The sequence below is a fragment of the Ottowia sp. VDI28 genome, assembly GCF_049532675.1.
In the GTDB taxonomy this organism is placed as follows: Bacteria; Pseudomonadota; Gammaproteobacteria; order Burkholderiales; family Burkholderiaceae_C; genus Ottowia.
Genome location: NZ_CP149820.1, coordinates 2,871,255 through 2,893,871, shown reverse-complemented (window position 1 = coordinate 2,893,871; position 22,617 = coordinate 2,871,255). Strand labels below are relative to the sequence as shown.

Here is a 22,617-nt window from a genome sequence, read left to right as displayed (position 1 = left end):
CTTAACGACTACATGGATTTACTCACCCTGCTTCTTCTGCCTTTCGCCGGCGCCCTGGTGGCTGCCCTGTTGCCCACGCATGCGCGCAATACGGCAGCCACCTTGTCGGCTTTGGCGGCAGGAGCGGCCCTCTTCAAGGTGGCGCTGATGTTTCCGGCGCTGCGCGATGGCGGGGTATTGCGCCAGGAAGTGGCCTGGATTCCCTCGGCGGGCCTCAACCTCGTGCTACGCGTGGACGGCTTCGCCTGGATGTTCGCCACGCTGGTGACCGGGATCGGGCTGCTGGTGGCGCTGTATGCGCGCTATTACATGAGCAAGGAAGATCCGGTTCCGCGCTTTTTCTCGTTCTTCCTGGCTTTCATGGGTGCCATGCTGGGCGTGGTGCTCTCGGGCAATACCATTCAATTGGTGTTCTTCTGGGAACTGACCAGCCTGTTCAGCTTTCTGCTTATCGGCTACTGGCACCACCGCAAGGACGCGCGGCGCGGCGCCCGCATGGCGCTGACCGTCACCGGCGCGGGCGGGCTGTGCCTGCTGGCGGGTGTTCTGATGCTGGGCCACATTGTTGGCAGCTACGATCTCGAAAGAACGCTGGAAGCCGGAGATCGCATCCGCGCGCATGCGCTCTATACACCCACGCTCGTACTGGTGCTGCTTGGCGCGCTGACCAAGAGCGCCCAGTTTCCGTTCCAGTTCTGGCTGCCCAAGGCCATGGCTGCGCCCACACCAGTATCGGCCTACCTGCATTCGGCCACCATGGTGAAGGCCGGCGTGTTTCTCCTGGCACGGCTGTGGCCAGCGCTTTCGGGCACCGACGAGTGGTTCTGGCTCGTGGGCGGCGCGGGGGTCATCACGCTGGTGCTTGGCGCCTATGCCGCCATGTTCCAGGACGACCTGAAAGGCCTGCTGGCTTATTCCACCATCAGCCACCTGGGCTTGATCACCCTCCTGCTGGGCCTGAACCGCGATCTGGCCGCCGTGGCAGCCGTGTTCCACATCATGAACCATGCCACGTTCAAGGCATCGCTCTTCATGGCCGCGGGGATCATCGACCATGAAACCGGCACCCGCGATATCCGCCGCCTCAACGGGCTCTTCCAGGCCATGCCTATCACCGGCACCCTGGCGCTAGTGGCCAGCGCGGCCATGGCCGGCGTGCCGCTCCTGAACGGTTTTCTCTCGAAAGAGATGTTCTTCGCGGAAACGATCGATCTGCACGCCCTGCCCTGGCTCGACTACGGCCTGCCGATCGCTGCCACGGTGGCGGGCATTTTCGCCGTGACCTACTCGCTGCGTTTTTCGTGGGACGTTCTTTTCGGCAAACCCTCCACCAACCTGCCTCGCGAGCCGCATGAACCCGTGCGCTGGATGCGCGTGCCGGTGGAGGTGCTGGTGCTGCTCTGCCTGCTTGTGGGTATCTTCCCCCAGTGGTCGATCGGCCCGGCGCTTGACTTGGCCGCGCGTCCGGTGGTGGGCGGCAACTTGCCCAGCTACAGCCTGGCCGTATGGCACGGCATCAATAGGCCGCTGGTGATGAGTCTGGTGGCGTTGGCTGGCGGCATCGTGTTGTATCTGCTCCTGCGCCGCCAGCTCGAAAGCGGCCGCCTGAATGAGCCACCGCTGATTCACCGGCTCGATGGCCAGCACTTATTCCAAAGCACATTGCTGGCGCTCGACAAGGCCAGCCGGGGGTTGCTCAGGCTGCTCTCCACCGCGCGCCTGCAGCCGCAGATGCTGCTGATGGTGCTGGCCGCCATTGCGGCAGCTTGGGCATCGCTGCGCCATGGCCTGGTCTGGGGCGACCGCACGCGCGTACCCGGCACCATCTCGGTCGCGTTGCTGTGGGTGGTTGGCTGCATCTGTGCGCTGGCCGCTGCCAACCAGGCCAAATTCCATCGGTTGGCTGCGCTGATCCTGGTGGGCGGCGTAGGCTTGGTAGTGAGCCTGACTTTTGTCTGGTTTTCCGCCCCTGACTTGGCACTGACCCAGTTGACGGTGGAAGTAGTGACCACCATTTTGTTCCTGCTCGGGTTGCGCTGGCTGCCCAAGCGCCTGCCGACGGACGAGGCGGCGTTCAGTACCCGCACCCGGCTGCGGCGCCTGCGCGATCTGGTGGTGTCCGTGGTGGCCGGCAGCGGCATGGCCGTGTTGGCCTATGCCATGATGACCCGTCCCGCACCGCAGAGTATCTCTCCCTTCTTCATCGACCGTGCATTGCCGGAGGGTGGCGGCACCAACGTCGTCAACGTCATGTTGGTGGATTTCCGCGGTTTCGACACCATGGGGGAAATCACCGTGCTGGGCATCGTGGCGCTCACGGTGTATGCGCTGCTGCGGCGCTTCCGTCCGCCACGCGAGGTTATCCAGCTACCGCCGCAACAGCGGTCCATCCCGGCCGATCTGGAAACCGACCTCATCAACCCCCGCACCGCGGAGGATACGGCGCTGGGCTACATGATGGTGCCCGCCGTTCTGGTGCGGCTGCTGCTGCCCATCGCCGGCATGGTGGCAGCCTATCTTTTCATGCGCGGGCACAACGAGCCAGGCGGAGGCTTCGTGGCCGGCCTGGTCGTGTCCATCGCCTTTCTCACGCAGTACATCGTCGCCGGAACCCATTGGGTGGAGGCCCACCTCCAACTCCGGGTGATCCGCTGGATCGCCGTGGGCATGCTGCTGGCCTTGTGCACCGGGCTGGGCGCGTTGTACTTCGGCTATCCGTTCCTGACCACGCACATGGCGCACTTCACGCTGCCCGTGGTGGGCGAAATCCATGTATCCAGCGCGTTGTTCTTCGATGCGGGCGTGTTCGCGGTGGTGGTCGGCTCCACCCTGCTGATTCTGACCGCGCTGGCTCACCAATCGGTGCGTAGCCACCGCAAGCCTGCACAACCTGGGGAGGCTGGCTAATGGAAATCATTCTGACCATCGTGATCGGCATCCTCGGGGGCTCTGGCGTGTGGCTGGTGCTGCGCCCCCGAACCTTTCAGGTGCTGATGGGTCTCAGCCTGTTGTCATACGCGGTCAACCTCTTCATCTTCGCCATGGGCAGCCTTTTGCTCGACAAGGAGCCCATCGTCACACCCGGCCTGGTACCCAATCTGGAAAACTACACCGACCCATTGCCGCAGTCGCTGGTGCTGACGGCGATCGTCATTGGCTTTGCCACCTCGGCGCTCTTTCTGGTGGTGCTGATGGCCTCCCGGGGCCTTTCCGACACCGACCATGTTGATGGTGAGGAGCGCGAATGAGCCATCTGATCGAGCGGTTGATGCCGCACCTGATCATCGCGCCCATCCTGCTGCCTATGGGCACCGCGGTGCTGATGCTGCTGCTGGGCGATACACGCCGGCCACTGAAGGCCGTGGTCAATGTGGTGTCGTGCCTGCTGGGTCTGTTCGTCGCTATCGCGTTGGTGTACTGGGCGCAAAAGATGGGCGGGCCCCAGGCGGTGGGCGTCTACCTGCCTTCGAACTGGCCGGTGCCCTATGGCATCGTGCTGGTAGCCGACCGCCTCTCGGCCATGATGCTGCTGCTGTCGTCCATCCTCGGGCTCGGCGGGCTGCTGTTCGCCGTCGCCCGCTGGCACAAGGCGGGGGTGCACTTCCATCCGTTGTTCCAATTGCAATTGATGGGCCTGAACGGGGCCTTCCTGACGGCTGACCTGTTCAATCTGTTCGTGTTTTTCGAGATCATGCTGACGGCCTCCTACGGCCTGTTGCTGCATGGCTCCGGATGGCCCCGCGTGCGCTCCGGGCTGCATTACATCGCGGTGAACCTGCTGGCTTCCAGCATGTTCCTGATCGGCGTGGCCATTCTCTACGGTGTCACCGGTACCCTGAACCTGGCCGACATGGCCATCATGGTGCCGGCCATTGGCGAAAATGACCGAGGGCTCCTGCATGCTGGCGCGGCCATTCTGGCGATCGCCTTTCTGGTGAAAGCGGGCGCCTGGCCACTCAACTTCTGGTTGGCGCCGGCCTACTCGGCGGCATCGGCGCCCGTCGCGGCCTTGTTCGCCATCATGACGAAGCTGGGGGTGTACTCCGTGCTTCGGGTGTGGACTCTGCTATTCCCGCAGGATGCGGGAGTTTCGGCATTGTTCGGCGGCTCCGCTTTGATCTGGATCGGCCTGGCCACACTGGCCTTCGGTGCCATTGGCGTCATCGCCACTCAGCGCCTGGGGCGAATGGCGGCGTTTTGCGTCATTCTGTCTTCCGGCACCCTGATGGCCGCGCTGGGCTTCGGGCAGCCGAAGGTCACGGGGGCGCTCTACTACGCCCTTGGTTCCACCCTGGCCGTGAGCGCGTTTTTCCTGCTCATCGAGTTGATCGAGCGTTCGCGGGAGGAGGATGAAAAGCCTTCCTACATCAGTGAACTGGAGATGGACGAGGCTTTTGCCTATCCGGTCGACCTGATGCCCACGCGCGATGTGAACCTGGATGACGACGAAACCGCCCTGATCGGCCAAGCCATCCCGGCCGCCATGGCTTTTCTGGGCCTGGCCTTCATCGCCTGCGTACTCACCATGGCCGGCCTGCCGCCACTTTCCGGCTTCGTGGGCAAATTCGTGATGCTTTCGGCACTGCTCAACCCTGTGGGTATGGGCCAGGACGCCAGCCCGCCCTTGGCGGCCTGGGTGCTGATGGGCTTGCTGATTGGTGGCGGCCTGCTGACCACTATCGGGCTGTCCCGCGCCGGTGTGCGCTACTTCTGGGCGCCACAAGGCCGGCCCGTGCCTCGCCTGCGTGTCATTGAAACGCTGCCCATCGGCGCCCTGCTACTGCTCGTGGCCGTGCTGGTATGGCAGGCCGACGCGGTGCTGCGCTACACCAATGCCACGGCCCGCGGCCTGCATGATCCCAAGGAGTACATCGGAACCGTGATTTCAACCAAGCCGGTCCCCTCACCCACCGCCTCGGGAGAAGGAGGCTTGAGACGATGAACAAGCTATTCCCTGCTCCCCTGCTCTCCGCCGCGCTGGTGGTCATGTGGCTGGTGCTGAATCGCTCGGTCAGTGCTGGGCAGATCATTCTTGCGGTGGTGCTTGGCATCCTGCTGCCGGTTCTGTTCGAACCTTTGCGCCCGGGGCGTGCAAGGATCCGGCATCCGCTGGTGCTGGCGCGTCTGATCCTGGTGGTGGGCTATGACGTTCTGCTCTCCAATCTGGAGGTGTTGAGCGGCGTGCTGACCGCCAAGCGGCGTCCTCCAGAGAGCCGCTTCATCGTGATTCCATTGGATCTCCGGGACCCCAGCGCCTTGGCTGCCCTCGCGACGATTACCACCGTGGTGCCCGGCACGGTGTGGTGCGAGTTGGCCCGGGATGCCAGCTCCGTGATGCTCCATGCCTGGAACGCCACGGATGATGAAGCTTTCATCGCGCACTACAAGGAGCGCTACGAGGCCCCCCTGCGAAAGATCTTCGAGTCATGAGCCCTCTGCTGACCTACGCCATTGTTTTCACGCTGTGCGCCTACGGCGTCGCCATGCTGCTGGCCTTATGGCGGGTCCTTCGCGGTCCCGCCGCCCAGGACCGCGTGCTGGCGCTGGATTTCATCTACATCATCGGCACGCTGGTGATTCTCGTCGTGGGCATCCGCTACGCCAGCAGCACTTATTTTGAAGCCGCCCTGCTGATGGCCCTGTTTGGCTTCGTCAGTTCTGCAGCCATGGCGAAATTCTTGCTGAGGGGAGAGGTGATCGAATGAGCCAAGGACGAGGGGCCCCACCGAAGATGGGGATCGGCCACGCGAATTCGATCATTGCGGCCGACACCACAATGACTGAACATGTACATCGCATCGGAGGCCGCTGAATGAGCAATCCGATTCCTCTGTGGGCTGAAATCGTGGTGGCCGCCTTGCTGGTGCTCAGTGGGCTGTTTGTCCTGAGTGCAGCCTGGGGCCTGGTACGCCTGAAAAACTTCTTTCAACGCATGCACCCGCCGGCGCTGGCTTCCACGGGCAGCGCGTGGTGTGTCACGCTGGCATCGATTGTCTATTTTTCGGTATTGAATGGCGAGTTGGTGCTGCACGTGTGGCTGATCATCATCCTGCTGTCGATCACGGTTCCAGTCACGGCAATGCTGTTAGGCCGCGCGGCGCTGTTTCGCGGCCGGCAAGCGCCTCACCATACCCTGCCCCCATCGCTGCAACCCAAAGCCGCGCCACCGCACAAAGATGCCGCAGGCGTGCCTCTATCTCAAGATGCTGGCCCCTCGGGCTCAAAAGCGAACCCGACGCCGTAGACAGAACGGATCCATTCATGATCGCCGCCTCCTGTGGCCTTGATTTTTCGGCGCAGATGCTTGATATGGCTGTCGATGGCGCGGTCGTTCACATCCAGGGTATCGGCGCAGGCCAGATCCAGCAGCTGCGATCGGGAAAACACCCGGCCCGGCTGCTTCATCAACACCTGCAGCAAGCTCAGCTCGCGCTTCGTCAGTGGCAGCACCTGGCCGTATAGAAGAGCCCGCCCCTGCTCGGGAAACAGGACCAGGCTTTGCTCGCGTACGGGGACCAGGCTCCGGCGCAGCACGGCCTTGACCCGGGCCACCACTTCGCGGGGCGCAAAAGGCTTGCAGATATAGTCATCGGCACCGAGCTCCAACCCCAGCAGACGATCCATTTCCTCGACCCGTGCTGTCAGCAGGATCACAGGGGATGCTGTATGGCGCCGGGTTTCACGGAGCACGCTGAGCCCATCCATGCCTGGCAGCATGATGTCCAGCAGCACCAAGCTCGGCGGTGCCCGCAGGATGCTCTCCAATGCGAGACGCCCGTCGCGGATGTGCTCGGCCTCGTAACCCGCGTGGCGCAGATAGTCGAGGATGATTGCCGCGATGTCCGTCTCGTCTTCCACCACCAGGATATGGGCAGGACTCATGGAGGCGAATTCTCCAGTAATGGAAGCCACAGCGTGATGCGCAGCCCCCCGAGAGGTGAAACGGATGCTTCGATGCGGCCCCCATGAGCTTGCGCGATCGCACTGCAGATCGCGAGCCCCAGGCCCGAGCCCCCCATGCCATCCCCCTCACGCACGCGCGAGGCGTCTACCCGATAGAGCCGGTCGAACAGCCGGGGCAAGTGCTGCGGCGCCACGCCAGGGGCTGTGTCGTCCCAGATCAGTTGCAAGGCCGCACCGCCTTGCCATGTATCCAGAACGGCCGCCACTTCGAGCCGCCCCGGCGCCTCGGTATAGCGGAGAGTATTTTCCAGTACGTTGGAAAACAGCTGATGCAATTGATGCGCATCGCCCGACACCAACGGAGCAGGATCACGTGCGGCAAGCTCGTTCACACCAGCATATGCGAGGTTGATGTTCGCTTGCGCGAAGCGCGGCGCCACGCTCTGCAGAGCTTCGATCAGCAATGACAGAGGATGCACCGGCACGTGGTTCGCCGAACGCGACGCATCCGGGCCGTCCAGGCTGACCCGCAGATCATCGACCAGCCGGATCAGGCGCATGGTTTGCCGGTGCAGTCGCAGCGCGGTCCGTTCATCGAGGGGGTGTACGCCGTCCTGGATCGCCTCCATTTCGGCCCGCATGGTGGTCAGCGGGGTGCGCAGTTCATGCGCCACATCAGCCAACCAGCGTTGGCGGGAAGCCTCCACACCCGCCAACTGCGTGGCCATGTCGTTGAAGGTATCCGCCAGGCGGTCCAGCTCTTGATCGCCCTTGATCATGACGCGGGTCTCGAGCTTTCCCGCCGCGATGCCGCGCAGCCCTTCCACGAAAGCGGTCAGCGGCTCCAGCCAGCGCCGTGCAAGCCAAGCCGACAGCAATAGAGCCAATCCCAACCCGGCCAGCCCTGTCCAGGCGACAAATCCCATTTGCTGAGCCAGAAAAGCCCGGTCCGTCTCGCTCTGCAGGTTCTGCGCAGGAGACAACACCAGTTCGCCGACGGCTTGCCCATCGGTTGAGCGCAGGGTCCGGCGCGCCGCGCCAGGCTGTGGCGCCAGGCCATAGACGAGATGCCCTTGGGCATCCATCAACCCCAGGCGTTCGAAGGGGCCGCCGAAAGGGCGGTCAGGAGGCGCCAACGGTGGCCGCCCCTCGGGTGGTCCCCGGCGCGGAGGCTCGTCATGGCCGGAAGGCGGTGCAGGCGGCTGGTCCGGTGGACTGGAGTGAAGCCGGTTTCGCGGCTCCCCGCCTGGAGGAAGAAGATCGTGCCAGGGGCCATGTTGACCACGCAGGAACTCCCACCCGCCCTGTTGCCCATGGTAGAGGGTCAAGCGATCCGCCAGCCAATCCATCCCCGCCAGCTCGACCTCGGCCATATAAGGCCCCAACCCGCGCTGCAGTCCGAGGCGCGAAAAGCCCACGAACAGCACCAGCAGTGCGGCGAGCAGCGCTGCCAAGGCGATGAATGCTTTGCTCTGGAGCTTCAGGCGGCGCATGGTGAATATGGTGAAACAAGGCCAGGGAACACTTGGGCCGTCAGGCTCCAGCATAGCTTGTAGCCACGCCGGAGCCAAAGCCAAGCCCGCGCTTAGGCCGAAACGCCAATGGTGATGGTGGCGGTATAGCCGCTGGCCGTATCGCCGCTGAAAACCGGCGTTTGCCACGCCACCTGCTCACTGGTGTTGTCGCCGAACACCATGTCGCTCGACAAGCTCACCCGCGCCAGATTGGACACGCTGGCGCTGTAGCCGCTGACACTGCTGTATACAGCGCTGGCCGTCTCCTTCGGCATGGCCATCTGCGACGTCAACAGCTTGTTGCTGTAGCTGGTGGCGCTGTTTGCGCTCTGGTAGATCTCGAAGTGCATGTGCGGCCAGCGTCCGTCATAACAGCCGGGGAAGATGGTCACAAAGGTGCATTCGCCGTTGCCGTCAGTCGCTTGCACGCCGCGCAGGTAGTTCTCGTTCAAGAGGCTGCTGGCGTACAGCGAGTATTCACCACCGCGGGTGCAGTGCCACAAATAGACGGCATAGCCTGACAGCGGCGCGCAACTGTTGTTGACGTTGACCACGGTGATCTTCAGCGTCACCAGCACCCCTTCGGCGGTACCGGAGGCGCTGCCGAAGCTGCTGCGAATGTCGCTGCGGACCACACCGCTCTGCGCCAATACGTTGACCAGGCTGCCATTGACCCTGTTGGAGCCGTCGCCCGGATAAGGGCCTTCCGTTTCCGTAGGATCGACCATGCAGGTATTGGAAGCGGGGCTCGAGACACTACCCGAGTCGCTGGAGCCGCTCGAACTGGAATCGCTGGAACCGGAATCGCTGCTTGTAATGGAGCCGACATCGTCGTCGCCGCCACCGCCGCCGCAGGCCCCCAGAAAGACCGCGGCGCCGGAAGCAATCAAGCCCAGCACGCGGCGGCGTTCATAGGCGCGGCGCGCCATGACCTCCAGATCGTGTGCAAGCCCAAGGTCATGTTCGTGGTGAAGCTCGCTCATGAAGCGCATCTCCTTGAGTGGGTGGATCGGATCAGCTCGCGGGCATGGGCGGAGGGCCGCCGGCACCAGGCCCTTTGGCGGGCATGGCGACCAGTTTGCCGTCCAGCGTGCGGCAAGTGCCCGCCAACGTCTTGCCATCAGGCATGGTGAGCGTCACACTCGCCCCCTCAGCCTTGCCTTCGCAGGCGGTATAAGCCTCCGGCGGAGGTGAAGGCGGTTGGCCGCGCATCTGCGCGAAACTGGGGGTCGCGCTCGAGGCAGCAACCATCAGCGCCAGGATCGGGGGCAAGAACGCCAGGCGCGGTCTGGTGGGCAAAGGCATGGTATTTCCTCTAAATTCCAGGCAGTGGTCATGAATACGGGCGGAGCAGGCTCCGCCTCCAAGAACGTGTTGACGCTCTAAAGGCCGCCTGCTAGCAGCAGCCCGGATTCATTCTGCGAGGCAATCTAGGAGGAAATTGGTGCGCGAGCCTCCAGCACCCGCGCACCCGAACATCGGGTGCTCAGCCCGGCCGTACCATCTTGCACGTGCTCGGCAGCGCGGCCTGCTCCGCACTGATCTGCCGTACCACGCGAAAACCGTAGCCAGAACCTTCCACATCGAAAGGCACACCTTGCGTGCCCTTGCGCTCCATCACGCCCACCACCAGCGATTGCTGGAACTGGTGATCCATGGCGCGCATTTGCCCGCGTTGACCGGCAAACGTCACATCCGCGCGTTCCAATTGCGCCGCCACGGCCCGCGGCTCGATGCTGCGGGCACGCTCGACCGCCTGCGCCAGCGCCTCGATCATGAGTTGCATGCGCATATGCACGTAGTCATCCTGAGGCTTCGGGAAACGCTCACGGAATGATTTGTAGAATGCAGCGCTTTCCGCCGTGGGCATGTTGGGCAGCCAGTCGGCCACTGCCACGACTTTGCCAATGCCGGCATCGCCAATTGCGGCGGGCGCACCCAGGGCGTTGCCATAGAAAGTATAGAAACGCCCTTCAAAGCCGACATCGCGCGCGGCCTTCACCAGCAGGGTAAGGTCATTGCCCCAGTTGCCCGTGAGCACCGCTTGCGCGCCACTGGCCTTGATCTTCGTGGCGTAGGGCAGAAAATCCTTGACGCGCCCAATGGGGTGAAACTCTTCCCCCACCACGGCCACATCGGGTCGCTGCTGCGCAAGTTGGCGCTTGGCTTCGCGCACCACGGCGTGTCCGAAGCTGTAGTCCTGCCCGATCAGGTAGATGCCCTTGAGCGCCGCATCCTCCTTCAGCACCTGCATCAATGCCGCGATACGCATGTCGGAGTGCGCATCGAAACGGAAATGCCAGTAGCTGCATGATTCGTTGGTAAAGGCCGGATCAACCGCGGAATAGTTGAGGAACAGCACCTGCAGCTCGGCATCCCGTTGGTTGTGCTTGTTCACGGCATCGATCAAGGCCGCGGCCACTGACGAGGAATTGCCTTGCAAGATGAACCGCGCGCCGCTGTCAATAGCCGCACGCAAAGCCGAGAGCGACTCCTCCACTTGCCCCTTGTTGTCAAATCGCTCCACCGCCAGCGGCCGCGGCCCGGTGGCTGTAGGCACACCGCCTCGCGCATTCACCCGCTCCACGGCCCAGGCAATGTTCCGGTAAACCGCCTCGCCGGTATTGGCGAATGGCCCGCTCATGGACTCAATCAACGCCAGTTTGACGGGATCGCCGGACGGCTTTCCTGACTGGGCGAAGGAGGTCAGCGAAGTAGCCCCCAAAAGAGCCAAGGGAAGCAAGGCGGATTTCCGCAGTACGTTGCGACGAGATGTAGTTGGCATTGCAGACCTGTGGAGAAAGAATTCAAGGCTCAGAGCCCAGGCTTACCGTTCGGCTTGACTGGCTGTCGAGGCGGGCAGCTCTGGTGGTTTGGACGATTCAAGCAGCACGTCCGGCTCAGACGGCTTGGCCAGCCCAGCCGACTGTACCTGTTCAGGCGGTGTGGTGGGTTCAGGCGGCGTGGCGGGTTCAGGGGTCTTGGAAGGCTCCGGCGTCTTGGCTGGCTCAGATGGCTTGGCGGGCTCAGGCGGCTTGACTGGCTCAGGAGGAATGACACTATCGAGATAGCCGGCCAGCAGATCGAAAAAGCTCTGGTAGAGACGCTCGTCGGTCACAGTTTCGCTGGCCACCTTGACCATCGTATCCGTCCCGCCTTCCACGGGCAGCGACAGGGAGCCGAAACCACCCACGCCCAATGACGCAGACTCCTTGACCTTGCGCACGTTGTATTGGTCCTGCAAACCATTGGCGAAAGCGATGGTGTCGCCCCCTTCACCGACTTCGGCCGCGCAGACCACGCGGAATTCGAGCTGCACATGGTGATCGGGATTGGGCTGGAAAAACTTGCGCGCCGTCACCTGCTCAGCCGCCGCAGAGACGACGATATAGCCCTGCCCGAGCAGCGCACGCCGCGCGGCTTCGCACGTCTGCGCCGGATTGGCTGCAAACCGGCGTGAATAGGTCGAAGCACCGAAAGTCTCGGGCTTGTAGTTGATCAGCGGTGCGGGGTTGCGGGAGAGCCCCGCACAGCCCCCCAGCACAAGCACCGGAGCCAGCAGCCAGCACGTGGCGCGGCGCGATAGAGAGTCAAATGGCATCCGAACAGGCAACAGCATCGGGAAGCCGCAAATGATACCGCCCACGGCCCCCTGCCTCCGCAGGATCCTCTCAGAGCGTACGGATACTTAATTTCTCTTATTTTCGTAGGGATCGTCGGGCGTGATTTCAAGGGCGGTATTGCAAATTTATTTAGCAGCGCGCAGGCCTTGAAAACCCGGCGCCGATGCGCAATTGATCCATCAAGCGACGGCCGCGTGGCAATCACGGGCCGAGTTCAACACTTGATAGACAAAGGAAACGCCATGTTCATCACTGCCGCCCCCGCTGCCCGCCGTTCGGTCTATGGACCGGCTCTGCGCTCTCTCGACCGCTTCCTGGACGACACCTTCCGCGCCGCTGGCGCGCAATTTTCCGAAGACGACAAAAGCTGGACGCTCGTCCTCGATCTGCCGGGTGTGAGCCGGGAACAACTCAGCATCGCCATCGAAGGCCAGAGCGTGAAGATCGAGACCGTGGAAGACGCCCCGCGCCAGTACAAGAAGGCCTACGAGTTTCCGCGCCACATCGATACCGCCACCAGCACAGCCAAGCTGGAAAACGGTGTGCTGACGCTCACGCTGGCCAAGCCTGCCCCTGTCAGCAAGGCCGTCGCGCTGGAAATTCACTGACGCGCACCCAGCCGGCCAGGCGGGTTACTGCCGCCGGACATCGGTGGAAAAAACGCCCCCAAACGCCCCTTTGGGGGCGTTTTTATTTGGAAAACGGCTTCGAGCAGGAAACAAGCGTGGCATCCGCGAAACAGGAGCGAAATAAAACGTAGTAACTCCACCTTATCAAAGCAACATCAAACGTCTTTAATGAAAACATAAAGTATCATCTTGTTACTTTGGTGGTATACCCGTGCAGGCGACCACAAGATATTGAGGAGCTGGGTGTGGAATCCGGGTACTGCATTGAGGTGGAAGGGTTGGGAGTTTCATTCGGTTCGCGAGTGATACTGGCAGACGTCGAGTTCACCATGCCAGCGCAAGGGGTGACGGCCTTGATGGGCCCCTCCGGTTCCGGGAAATCCACCCTCCTGCGCACATTGGCAGGCCTCAATACACCCAACCCACGCTTTCGCCGCTGGGGAAGCGTGCGCCATGTGGGCGCGGAGGCCCCCCGTCTTATCCAGCAGCACGCGCGGATGCTGCACTCCCGCACGATCGACGCCCTCCTCGACGTGGTTCGTCCCACGCTGCATCTGGGTGTGGGCGAATTGCGTGCCTGGTGCATCCAGCAACTCCGGGAATTCGAACTTCCCGAACTGGAAAAAGCGCTTGAGCAGCCCATCCACACACTGCCCATTGCGCAGCAAAGGGCAGTGGCCATCCTGCGGGAAGCATGGGCCAAGCCGGCACTGCTGATGGTCGACGAGCCTACGGCGGAGCTTCCAGCCTACGACGCCTACGTCCTGATCCAACTGCTTCGGCAGGTTTCCAAGCAGTCCGCCGTGCTCATGGCCACGCACCATCAGCGCCACGCGCAGGCGCTGGCAGGCCATATGCTGCTGCTCGCCGGAGGGCGGATTCTCGAAGCCCGCCCCATGGAAGCCTTCCTGAATGCACCACTGACCGCCGCCGGCCACCAGTTCGTACGGACCGGTAGCTGCGCGGTGGCCTCTCCCAATGCGAAACCGGAAGAACTCGCGGACGACGTGGAGCCGCCGCCGCCCTTGCCCGCAGCGGCTCTGGCCGCTATTGCCGAATTCGTGTCAGCGGAAGAGAGCAGCCGGCCCCTCCCTGCCGAGCCGGAACCGGAACCCGCTCCGTCTCCTGATGCAGATGCCGCCACTCCCCAGGCCCCCGTGGCGCCCTCCTTGCCCTCTTCCGCGGAGCCGGCCAATCCGCCTCCGCTCCGCCGCGCCCCAAGCCATGCCGTCCTGCTGGACTGGAATCCCTTGGCACCCAGCCCGGATGCCATTCCCGCCAGCCGGGGGCCCACAGGATTTTCATGGCTGGTCCCAGGCCGGCTGGGAGGCACACCATGGCCGGGCGTGGTCCAGTCCATGGAGACCGATCTTCAGGCACTGCGCCGCTGCGGCGTCACGATGCTGATCACCTTGACGGAGCAGGATCTCCCTCAGGAACCCCTGCGGCAGCACGGGCTGAGCAATCTGCATCTGCCCATCTATGACCGAGAGCCCCCCACCGTGGCCCAGACGCAGATGCTGCTGGCCCGAATGTCCGTGCTGCTGCGCAAGGGCGAAGTGCTGGCCGTGCACTGCCTGGCCGGCCTCGGGCGCACCGGCACCATTCTGGCGGCCTGGCTGGTACGCGAAGGATTGACCGCTGAGGAAGCGCTTCGGCGCGTACGCAGCATCCAGGCACAGTATGTGCAATCAGAAGCCCAGGAAGCCCTGCTGCATGACTATGAAGCGTCGCTGCTGCAGAAACTGGGCTGAACAACGAATCCCCAACCCACGAGGAGAATGAAGGTGAGCCTAGATAAAGTATTGGCCGATGCCCAAGCGGCCGTGCCCGAGTGTGTAGCCATTGGTTACGTGGATGCGGTATCCGGAATGCTGCTTGGCATCCGTACCGCCGATTCGCACCCGCGCGAAGTCATTGACTTGGTGGCCGCTGCAACAGGCGACCTGTTCAATGGTCCCAATGTCTCGATGATCGAGCGCCTTTTCAAGAAATCGCGAGGCTTGGCCGACGACGGGCATCACTATTTCCAGGAACTGATCGTCAACAGCGACAACCTGATCCACGTTTTCATTCGCGGCAAGAAAGTGTCTGACTACATTGCCGTGTTCGTCTGCCGCCGCACGGCCAACCTGGGCATGGTGCTGACCAAGGCTCGCATCTCTATGCCGCAGATCGAAGCTGCTGTTTAGGCTCCCCCTGAGGCGCTTGCGCGCCTTCCCCCTGAGGGGGACGCCACCGGCGGCCGGGCCAAGCCCGCTCCGCGGTGGCCCTGGTGTGGCCTGCTCCGCGGCCTTTCGATTTGGAGTTGTCGCGCCAAGGCTGGCTTCCTTGCTGGCGCTTGTGTGCGGTCTTGTCTTACCCGATCGTTCAAGCCATCATCAAGGCGTCCAGCGGCCAGCGCGGTTTGACGTCGAAGGCGTAGCGTGCTTGGGGTGCCTCGATGCCGGCTTGGATCCGCATGGCGGCGGCCAGGGCGATCATGGCGCCGTTGTCGGTGCATAGATGCAGCTCAGGGTAGTGCACGCGAACGCCGCGTTTGGTGCAGGCCGCATTCAATTGCTCGCGCAGGGCCGCGTTGGCGCCTACACCGCCCGCCACCACCAATCGCTTCAGGCCTGTTTGTTCCAGAGCCTTGAGCGATTTCTTCAGCAATACTTCAACGATGGCCTCTTGCGTCGAGGCGGCCAGATCGGCGCGCATCTGCTCGCAAGGCGCGCCTTCCAGTTTTTTCACTTGCGTGAGCACGGCCGTTTTCAGGCCGGCGAAGGAAAAATCAAGGTCACCGCTATGCAGCAGGGGGCGAGGAAGCTTGTAAGCCGTGGCATCGCCAAAATCAGCCAGGCGCGCCAGCGCCGGCCCGCCTGGGTAACCCAGGCCCAGCAGCTTGGCGGATTTGTCGAATGCTTCGCCGGCGGCATCATCGATGGTTTCCCCCAACAGGCGATAACGCCCTACCCCATCCACCCGCATCAGTTGCGTGTGCCCGCCAGACACCAGCAATGCCACGAACGGAAACTCAGGCGGGTCAGCACTCAGGAACGGAGAAAGCAGATGCCCTTCAAGATGGTGTACGCCGAGCACTGGCTTGCCAAGGGCGGCTCCAAGGGCACAAGCCACCCCGGCGCCCACCAGCAATGCTCCGGCAAGACCCGGGCCGCGCGTATAGGCCACGACGTCCACCGCGTCCAGCGCCTGATTTGCCTGGGCCAGCACCTGCTCCGTGAGCGGCAGCACCCGCCGGATGTGATCCCGGCTGGCCAGTTCGGGCACTACTCCGCCGTAATCGGCATGCATCGCGATCTGCGTGTGCAGCGCATGGGCCAGCAGTTGCGGCACAGCCTGCCCCGTGCTGCGGACCAGCGCCACCCCCGTCTCGTCACAGGAGGATTCAATACCCAGAACCAAACTTGCCATAGCGCTGAATTATCCGCCTGTAGAGAATCTCTTGAGTAACCTGCAAAAATACGGCCCATGCGGCAGGCATGCCGGGCTTTCCTGAAAACGAAGAACACGCCATGAATCCATCGGCTCTGAACATCATCTCTTCCATGGCCACCAAGAAGCTGCTTGGCGAGCTGACCGCTCTTTATGAGCAGCAAAATCCAGAGACCTCCATCAAGCTCGAATCCGTGGGGGTGTGGATGCCGCTAAACGCGTGCAGGCTGGTGAAGCCTTCGATGCCGTGATTCTGGCCTCCGATGCCATCGACAAGCTCATCGCCAGCGGCCACGCCCTCGCCGGAAGCCGAGCCGATCTGGTGCGATCTGGCGTAGCCATCGCCGTCAAGGCCGGCGCCCAGGCCCCGGATATCAGCAGCGAAGCCGCCGTCAAGCAAGCCGTGCTGGCCGCGCCTACCCTGGGCTACTCCACCGGCCCAAGCGGCGTTCAACTGGCTGCCCTGTTCGAGCGCTGGGGTATCTCGGAGCAGGTCAAGAGCAAGCTAGTCGTCCCCCCTCCCGGCGTACCGGTGGGTTCGCTGATCGCCAGTGGAGAAGTCACCCTGGGTTTTCAGCAACTGAGCGAACTGATGCACCTTCCGGGCATCGATGTTCTAGGCCCCCTGCCGGAAGCCATTCAGATTGCCACCGTTTTTTCGGGAGGCGTAGCGGCAGCCTCGGCCCAGCCCGATGCAGTGCGCCAACTACTCGCTTTCATGGCCTCGGCGTCCGTAGCGCAGCTCAAGCGCGAAAACGGCATGGAACCTATTTGAGCCAGCCCACATTGAGCAACCCGGAGCCGAACCGCCCTCCTTCATCCAGGCACCCATGAACATCCTTCTGGTTGAAGACGATGAAACCCTGGCGCAATCCATTGCGCAAGCCATTCGCGCCCGGGGCTGGCGTGTAGATGTCAGTGACCGGGGCGAGCCGGTGCCCAAATCAGTACAGCAGGACAACTATGACGCCTTGGTGCTCGATATCGGGCTGCCGGGCATCGACGGCCTTGAAACCCTGGAGCGGGTGCGCGCCCAGGGCTCCTACCTGCCCGTGCTTATGCTGACCGCGCGCGACAGCATCGACGACCGCGTGTTGGGCCTTGCCAGCGGCGCTGACGACTACCTCGTGAAGCCGTTCGCGGTGCCCGAGCTCCTGGCCCGCCTGCAGGCTTTGGTCCGGCGCCACGAGTTCCGCCGCAACAACGTGCTTGAAGTGGCGGCACTGCGCTTTGACGTCCGCTCACGCCGCGCCTACCACGGCGAGCAACCCCTTGCGCTGACGGCAAGAGAATCCGTCATCGTCGAGTACCTGCTGCTGCACATCGGCGCGATCGTCGCCCGGGATCAACTGGCTTCGCTCATTCCGGAATGGAATGCCTCCACGTCTGACAATGCCATGGAGTTGCTGATGTCCCGGCTGCGCACCAAGATCGAACCGACCGGCGTGCGTCTGAGAACGGTGCGCGGCCTTGGTTATCTGCTTGAGCCCACCGCCTGAAAAGAGCATGACGCGCCGCAGCCTGAAGCGCACCTTTCTCCTCTGGCTGGCGCTTTCGCTGGCAGTCCTCGTTCCGCTTGCGGCAGCCGGAATCTACGGGCTCGTGCTGACCCCCGCACTCGATTCGCTGGATCGGGCCCTGACAGACACCACGGTCGCACTCTCCTACATCCTGGAAGACAACCAGGGGCAAGTCTCACTCCCGATCAGCGAACAGACCGCCCAGGCATTGAGGGCGGATCTGATAGATGAGACCGTGTTTTCCGTAACCAGTCCCGCGGGGCAGTTGCTGGGCGGCAGCGCCGAACTGGCAGCCCTGGCCCCTGCAACGCCGTCCGGCCAGTGGCTGTTCTTCGAAAGAACGCTGCATGACAAGCCGATGCGGATCGCCGCCTATGGCCATCCCTGCGGAAGCGATGGGGATATATGCACCATTCTCGTCGCTGAAACCATGGGCAAACGTGACGCGGCCGTGCGCGCCGCCCTGCTGGGCGCGCTGCTGGGCGCCCTCGCACTGGCCTTGCCGCTTGCAACCCTGGCCCTGCTCGCCATCAATCGCGTGCTGCGGCCGTTGCAACACACTGCGGATGAGATGGGAAGGCTGAGCGTTCGGAATTTGACTCCCATTGACGCGGGCAGCGTACCCAGCGAAGTGGCCGGATTCGTGCAAGCGCTCAATGCCTTGCTGGCGCGGCTGCAGCAAGCTGCCGGTGCGCAGCACGCCTTCGTGGCCAATGCCGCGCACCAACTGCGCACTCCCTGGGCCATCGTGCGCGTTGAGGCTTCGGAGTTGCTGGCCAGCGAGCACCCGCCTCCCATGCAGCCCGCGTTGGAACGGCTGCACCTCGCGGCAGAGCGCGGCAGCCGCCTCGCCCAGCAATTGCTCTCCCTCGCGCGCACCGAAAGCACGGCGCTGGAAGCCAGGCCGCCCGCAGAGCTGATCGATTTACGCCAGTTGGCAGCGGCCAGCGCCGATCAATGGCTGCACCCCGCCCTGCAAGCCGGCCAGGATCTGGGCTTTGACCTCGCGCCGGCGCAGGTCCATGGCCATCCTGTGCTGCTCGACGAGTTGATAGGCAACCTGGTGCACAACGCCATCGTGCACGCGGGCCAGGGAGCCCGGATCACGGTTCGCACCCGAACCGAGGGGCCCGTGACCTTGTTGGCAGTAGAGGACGATGGCCCCGGCGTGCCGGCAGCAGAGCACGAGCAACTCTGGCAGCGCTTCCGCCGCCGCGACGGCGCCAGCGGAACCGGCAGCGGCCTGGGCCTGCCCATCGTGGCCGATATTGCCAGGCTGCATGGCGCCACGGCGGAGATCGACAAGCAGCCGGGCGCCAAAGGTTTCTGCGTGCGGATCAGCTTCCCGACGCCAGCACCCGCTGATTAGTGCCGGTTAGTGCCGGTTAGGGTGCGTTCACGCTTGCCCCAAAGAATTCGCCCCCTCCGTCATATCGGCTTTCGCCAGCATGACGGAGGGGGCGTTTATTTCAGGACCCGCGCAGAAGAGCCCTGCCGAGGCCCTGGAAGGCTAGCTGGCCTGCGCAGCCAGCGCGGCCTCTCGCCGCCTGGCCCTGGACTGGTAGAAGAAAGTCACCAGTTGCCAAATGATGAACAAGGCGATCAAACCCAGCAACGTACCGCTGATGGGGCGCTCAACGAACACGCCGAAGGAGCCCCTGCTCAGCAGCATCGTGCGCCGGAAGTTTTCTTCAAGCATCGGGCCCAGGATGAAGCCGAGCATCAACGGAGCGGCATCCATGCCGAAGCGCATGAAGAGATAGCCCACGAGCCCGAAGGCTGCCGTGACATAGATGTCGTCGAGGTTGTTGTTGATACTGTAGGTGCCAATGCAGCAGAAGAACAGAATCGCCGGAAACAACACGTTGTACGGAATCTTGAAGATCGAAAGCAGGTACCGGACCAGCGGCACGTTGAGCACCAGCAGGAACACGTTGCCCACCCACATGCTGGCCACCAGACCCCAGAACAGTTCGGGGTGGCTTGCGATCATGTTGGGACCAGGCTGAATGCCCTTGATGATGAATGCGCCCATCATCAGCGCCATCACAGCGTTCTCGGGAATACCGATACTCATCAGCGGAATGAAGCTGGTGCGCGCCGCGGCTTCGTCAGCGGCGGCCTGGCCTGCCACGCCCTCGATCGCGCCCTTGCCGATTTCCGCCTTGAACTTGCTCACCTTCTTGTCCACCGCGTAAGCCGCGAACTGTGCAATGGCAGAGCCGCCACCGGGCAGAATCCCGATGAACGAACCCACCAGACTGCCACGCAGCGCACTGGGAATGATGCGCTTGAACTCGGGCCACGTCGGGATCAGATGGATGGTCCCGTTGAAAGGCGAACGCTGTTCATGGGCATCGAGGTTCTTGGTGATCTCGGCGATACCGAAGCAACCAAGCGCGATACTGACAAGACTCACGCCGTCAGCCAGCATGGGAAGATCGAAAGTGTAGCGCTGCATGCCGCTGTTCACGTCGGTACCAATCTGGCCCAGCAAAACGCCGATCATGCACATGGCCAGGCCGTTCAGCAAGCTGCCGGTGGTCACGAAGCTTACGCACATGAAGCCGAATAACATGAGGGCGCAGTAGTCGGCCGGCCCGAACAGGAAGGCCACTTCGCCCAGTGTAGGCGCCAGCCAGGCCAGCACCACAATGGCCACCGTGCCGCCGATGAAGCTTGACACCCCCGCCGTGAACAGCGCGAGACCCGTTTTGCCATTGAGCGTCATCTGATAGCCGTCTATGCAGGCCACGATACTGCTGGCGTGCGGCATCTTCATGGTGATGGCGCTCACGCTGTCACCGTACTGGGCGCCGTAGTAAATACCCGCCAGCATGATCAGGGCGCCGGTGGTCGAAATCGAGTAGGTCAGCGGAAGAAGCAGGCTGATCGTTGCCAGCGGCCCCAGGCCAGGCAGCAGGCCAATGAGCGTACCGACCGTGCAGCCGATCGCGCAGTACATCAGATTGCTCAATGTCAGCGCATGCTCAAAGCCGAAAGCTAGGTTATGCAGTGTGTCCATGTTTAATTTTCCATAGCGTTGCGGGCACCTCGGGCCGTCAAACGGCACAAGTGACTTCGCGAACGTCGATCAATACAGGCCAGGCATGGGCAGATTGAGCCCAAGGAAATACTGGAAGGCGTATGCCACTGCGACCAGGGCCACCGTGATCTTGAGGCTGCGCACCCATGAGAAGGGCCTGCCGGCAATGGAGGCCACAAAGACCATGAAGGCGATCCCGAACACCATGTTCAAGAACTGGGACACCACCGCGAACCCGCACAGGGCCACGATGATGAGCACGATGTTCTTGATGCTGAAATCGATCGGTATGCGTTTGACAAAACGCGAACGGACAATGACCGCCAGCGCGATCACCATCAGAAAGCAGCTGACCATCAGCGGAAAAAGGCCAGGCCCGGCACGAGAAAATTCACCGATCGGATAGCGCGTCGCGCCGATGCCGAACGCTGCTGCGATGGCTGCCAGCAGAAGTCCCCTTAATAGGTTTTGGTCGTTCATGTCTTCAAGTCGGAAAAAATGACGTTTTCATTGTTCGTGACGCCGTTGCGAATCACTACATCGGCAACTACTTACGACAGCTTCCAGACAGGAAAGAACGCTCTACAACCCCGGCCACCCGCCGCTTCTCCGGCCGGGCCACAATACGGACTGCATCCAACCCTTGCTCAAACCCATGGACAACGCCGATTTCCGCGCCCTGCTCTCCGGCACCCTTGCCTCCACACCGGCCAATGCCGCCGTGGTCTGCCTGTGCGCGGCCTGGTGCGGCACCTGCCGGGAATTCCAGCCCGGGTTCGAGCAAGCTGCGCAGGAGCATCCACAAATCGCCTTCCGCTGGGTCGACATAGAGAACGAGGCCGACGAGTTGGGTGATATCGATATCGAAACCTTCCCCACGCTGCTGATCGGCAACGCATCCAAGGTCCACTTCGCTGGACCAGTCCTGCCTCAACCTGCGCAGATCGGGCGTTTGCTGCGCAGCCTGGGGCTTTGACCTCACGCGCCCGGCCCGCCCCACAGCCTTCAGAACCACAATCACTACATGGGAATCAGCACCTATCTCAGGGAAATCGGCCGTGGCGCTCAGGGCGCCCGCCCCCTTACGCGCCTCCAGGCGAGCGATATGCTCGGCCAGGTACTGGACGGCCAATGCAGTGACTTCGAGATCGGGGCGTTCTGCGTCGCCATGCGCCTCAAAGGCGAGACGCCTGAGGAAATGGCGGGTTTTCTCGACGCCATCGGCACGCGCACCACCAAGGTGCAAGCCGGCAAACGCCCCATAGTGGTGCTTCCGAGTTACAACGGCGCGCGCAAGCTGCCCGTGCTCACGCCTTTGCTGGGACTTTTGCTGGCGCGCGAAGGTTTACCGGTGCTGCTGCATGGCACTGCCACCGAAAGCAGCCGCGTCCCCTCCTGGGCGGTGCTGCAAGCCATGGGCATGCACGCCCAGCCCGCCACGGCGCCCATTGCCAGCGGCACCCTGCATTGGATCCCCACGGAAGGACTGTTGCCTGGCCTCAAGCGCCTTTTGGACGTCCGCCGCGCCATCGGGCTGCGCAATCCGGCGCACAGCCTCGTCAAGCTGATGAACCCCTGCGCCGGCCCCAGCCTGGTGGTGGGAAGCTATACCCACCCCGAGTACGCCATTTCGATGGCAGCCACCTTCAAGCTGATGAACACCTCAGCCCTGCTGCTCCGCGGCACCGAAGGTGAACCCGTGGCCGACGCCCGCCGCGTGCCCCGCATGGACCTGTTCCTGGGCGGCCAGATGCAGCAGGTGCAGGAAGCCCAGACCGGCTCCTTGAACAATTTGCCCGAGCTGCCCGCCATCGATGCCGCCAGCACCGCCGCCTATACGCAGAGCGTGCTTGACGGCCGACTGCCGGTACCCGAGCCTGTCGCACGGCAGGTGGCGCAGATCCTGCTTGCCTGTCAAACACTGCCCTTCGGCAGCTAGTCAAG

General features: G+C 63.0%; 22 protein-coding genes and 1 pseudogene. 14 read left to right on the top strand and 9 right to left on the bottom strand.

What is annotated here, in order from left to right; genetic code table 11:
- Window positions 1–12 precede the first annotated feature (12 nt).
- The 6 genes from WJU18_RS13835 (at window position 13) to WJU18_RS13810 (ending at window position 6,244) form a co-directional block, all read left to right on the top strand.
- The gene (locus WJU18_RS13835) at window positions 13–2,907 is read left to right on the top strand and encodes a monovalent cation/H+ antiporter subunit A (RefSeq protein WP_423460611.1); all 2,895 of its coding nucleotides are present in this window, start codon (window positions 13–15) and stop codon (window positions 2,905–2,907) included.
- Window positions 2,907–3,248, top strand: a complete 342-nt coding sequence (locus WJU18_RS13830; RefSeq protein ID WP_423460610.1) for a Na+/H+ antiporter subunit C — start codon at window positions 2,907–2,909, stop codon at window positions 3,246–3,248. The genes WJU18_RS13835 and WJU18_RS13830 overlap by 1 nt, the downstream gene beginning before the upstream one ends.
- Entirely contained in the window at window positions 3,245–4,942 is a 1,698-nt protein-coding gene (locus tag WJU18_RS13825; protein WP_423460609.1) for a monovalent cation/H+ antiporter subunit D, read from the top strand. The genes WJU18_RS13830 and WJU18_RS13825 overlap by 4 nt, the downstream gene beginning before the upstream one ends.
- Window positions 4,939–5,430 carry a Na+/H+ antiporter subunit E gene (locus WJU18_RS13820; protein ID WP_423460608.1) on the top strand — a complete coding sequence of 164 codons (492 nt, stop codon included), beginning with the start codon at window positions 4,939–4,941 and terminating at the stop codon, window positions 5,428–5,430. Before WJU18_RS13825 ends, WJU18_RS13820 begins: the two co-directional genes overlap by 4 nt.
- Entirely contained in the window at window positions 5,427–5,705 is a 279-nt protein-coding gene (locus WJU18_RS13815; protein ID WP_423460607.1) for a K+/H+ antiporter subunit F, read from the top strand. The genes WJU18_RS13820 and WJU18_RS13815 overlap by 4 nt, the downstream gene beginning before the upstream one ends.
- 107 nt (window positions 5,706–5,812) lie before the next feature.
- The gene (locus tag WJU18_RS13810; RefSeq protein WP_423460606.1) at window positions 5,813–6,244 is read left to right on the top strand and encodes a Na+/H+ antiporter subunit G; all 432 of its coding nucleotides are present in this window, start codon (window positions 5,813–5,815) and stop codon (window positions 6,242–6,244) included.
- On the opposite strand, the gene WJU18_RS13805 is transcribed toward WJU18_RS13810, so the two are convergent.
- The 6 genes from WJU18_RS13805 to WJU18_RS13780 all read right to left on the bottom strand — a co-directional run bounded on the left by WJU18_RS13805 (window position 6,199) and on the right by WJU18_RS13780 (window position 12,018).
- A complete protein-coding gene (locus WJU18_RS13805; protein ID WP_423460605.1) occupies window positions 6,199–6,882 on the bottom strand; it encodes a response regulator in 684 nt (227 codons plus the stop codon). The two genes, WJU18_RS13810 and WJU18_RS13805, sit on opposite strands and share 46 nt — an antisense overlap.
- Window positions 6,879–8,396: an ATP-binding protein gene (locus WJU18_RS13800; protein WP_423460604.1), complete on the bottom strand. Its 1,518-nt coding sequence runs from the start codon at window positions 8,394–8,396 to the stop codon at window positions 6,879–6,881. The genes WJU18_RS13805 and WJU18_RS13800 overlap by 4 nt, the downstream gene beginning before the upstream one ends.
- A 92-nt stretch (window positions 8,397–8,488) precedes the next feature.
- On the bottom strand, window positions 8,489–9,400 hold the full coding sequence (locus tag WJU18_RS13795) for an intradiol ring-cleavage dioxygenase (RefSeq protein ID WP_423460603.1): 912 nt from the start codon (window positions 9,398–9,400) through the stop codon (window positions 8,489–8,491).
- A gap of 31 nt (window positions 9,401–9,431) precedes the next feature.
- Entirely contained in the window at window positions 9,432–9,722 is a 291-nt protein-coding gene (locus WJU18_RS13790; RefSeq protein WP_423460602.1) for a hypothetical protein, read from the bottom strand.
- A gap of 181 nt (window positions 9,723–9,903) precedes the next feature.
- Window positions 9,904–11,202: a branched-chain amino acid ABC transporter substrate-binding protein gene (locus WJU18_RS13785; protein WP_423460601.1), complete on the bottom strand. Its 1,299-nt coding sequence runs from the start codon at window positions 11,200–11,202 to the stop codon at window positions 9,904–9,906.
- A 42-nt stretch (window positions 11,203–11,244) separates the two neighbouring features.
- A complete protein-coding gene (locus WJU18_RS13780) occupies window positions 11,245–12,018 on the bottom strand; it encodes a DUF2242 domain-containing protein (RefSeq protein WP_423460600.1) in 774 nt (257 codons plus the stop codon).
- 264 nt (window positions 12,019–12,282) lie between these two features.
- Between WJU18_RS13780 and WJU18_RS13775 the strand changes: the two genes are divergently transcribed.
- The 3 genes from WJU18_RS13775 (at window position 12,283) to WJU18_RS13765 (ending at window position 14,861) form a co-directional block, all read left to right on the top strand.
- Complete coding sequence (locus WJU18_RS13775; protein ID WP_423460599.1) at window positions 12,283–12,648, top strand: Hsp20/alpha crystallin family protein; 366 nt, start codon at window positions 12,283–12,285, stop codon at window positions 12,646–12,648.
- Window positions 12,649–12,914: 266 nt separating this feature from the next.
- Window positions 12,915–14,423 carry an ATP-binding cassette domain-containing protein gene (locus tag WJU18_RS13770; RefSeq protein ID WP_423460598.1) on the top strand — a complete coding sequence of 503 codons (1,509 nt, stop codon included), beginning with the start codon at window positions 12,915–12,917 and terminating at the stop codon, window positions 14,421–14,423.
- A gap of 33 nt (window positions 14,424–14,456) precedes the next feature.
- Complete coding sequence (locus WJU18_RS13765; RefSeq protein ID WP_423460597.1) at window positions 14,457–14,861, top strand: hypothetical protein; 405 nt, start codon at window positions 14,457–14,459, stop codon at window positions 14,859–14,861.
- 178 nt (window positions 14,862–15,039) lie between these two features.
- On the opposite strand, the gene tsaD is transcribed toward WJU18_RS13765, so the two are convergent.
- A complete protein-coding gene (tsaD, locus tag WJU18_RS13760; RefSeq protein ID WP_423460596.1) occupies window positions 15,040–16,086 on the bottom strand; it encodes a tRNA (adenosine(37)-N6)-threonylcarbamoyltransferase complex transferase subunit TsaD in 1,047 nt (348 codons plus the stop codon).
- A gap of 134 nt (window positions 16,087–16,220) precedes the next feature.
- On the opposite strand from tsaD, the pseudogene WJU18_RS13755 reads away from it, so the two are divergent.
- The 3 genes and pseudogenes from WJU18_RS13755 (at window position 16,221) to WJU18_RS13745 (ending at window position 18,996) form a co-directional block, all read left to right on the top strand.
- A pseudogene (locus WJU18_RS13755) lies at window positions 16,221–16,882 on the top strand (substrate-binding domain-containing protein).
- 55 nt (window positions 16,883–16,937) lie between these two features.
- A complete protein-coding gene (locus WJU18_RS13750; protein ID WP_423460595.1) occupies window positions 16,938–17,606 on the top strand; it encodes a response regulator in 669 nt (222 codons plus the stop codon).
- A gap of 7 nt (window positions 17,607–17,613) precedes the next feature.
- A complete protein-coding gene (locus tag WJU18_RS13745; RefSeq protein ID WP_423460594.1) occupies window positions 17,614–18,996 on the top strand; it encodes a sensor histidine kinase in 1,383 nt (460 codons plus the stop codon).
- Between the two features lie 141 nt (window positions 18,997–19,137).
- On the opposite strand, the gene WJU18_RS13740 is transcribed toward WJU18_RS13745, so the two are convergent.
- The gene (locus WJU18_RS13740; protein WP_423460593.1) at window positions 19,138–20,652 is read right to left on the bottom strand and encodes a tripartite tricarboxylate transporter permease; all 1,515 of its coding nucleotides are present in this window, start codon (window positions 20,650–20,652) and stop codon (window positions 19,138–19,140) included.
- A gap of 69 nt (window positions 20,653–20,721) precedes the next feature.
- The gene (locus WJU18_RS13735; RefSeq protein ID WP_423460592.1) at window positions 20,722–21,153 is read right to left on the bottom strand and encodes a tripartite tricarboxylate transporter TctB family protein; all 432 of its coding nucleotides are present in this window, start codon (window positions 21,151–21,153) and stop codon (window positions 20,722–20,724) included.
- 163 nt (window positions 21,154–21,316) lie between these two features.
- On the opposite strand from WJU18_RS13735, the gene WJU18_RS13730 reads away from it, so the two are divergent.
- Together WJU18_RS13730 and ybiB are read left to right on the top strand one after the other, a co-directional pair.
- Window positions 21,317–21,649, top strand: a complete 333-nt coding sequence (locus WJU18_RS13730) for a thioredoxin family protein (RefSeq protein WP_423460591.1) — start codon at window positions 21,317–21,319, stop codon at window positions 21,647–21,649.
- Between the two features lie 48 nt (window positions 21,650–21,697).
- Window positions 21,698–22,612, top strand: a complete 915-nt coding sequence (gene ybiB / locus WJU18_RS13725; protein WP_423460590.1) for a DNA-binding protein YbiB — start codon at window positions 21,698–21,700, stop codon at window positions 22,610–22,612.
- Window positions 22,613–22,617: the final 5 nt, after the last annotated feature.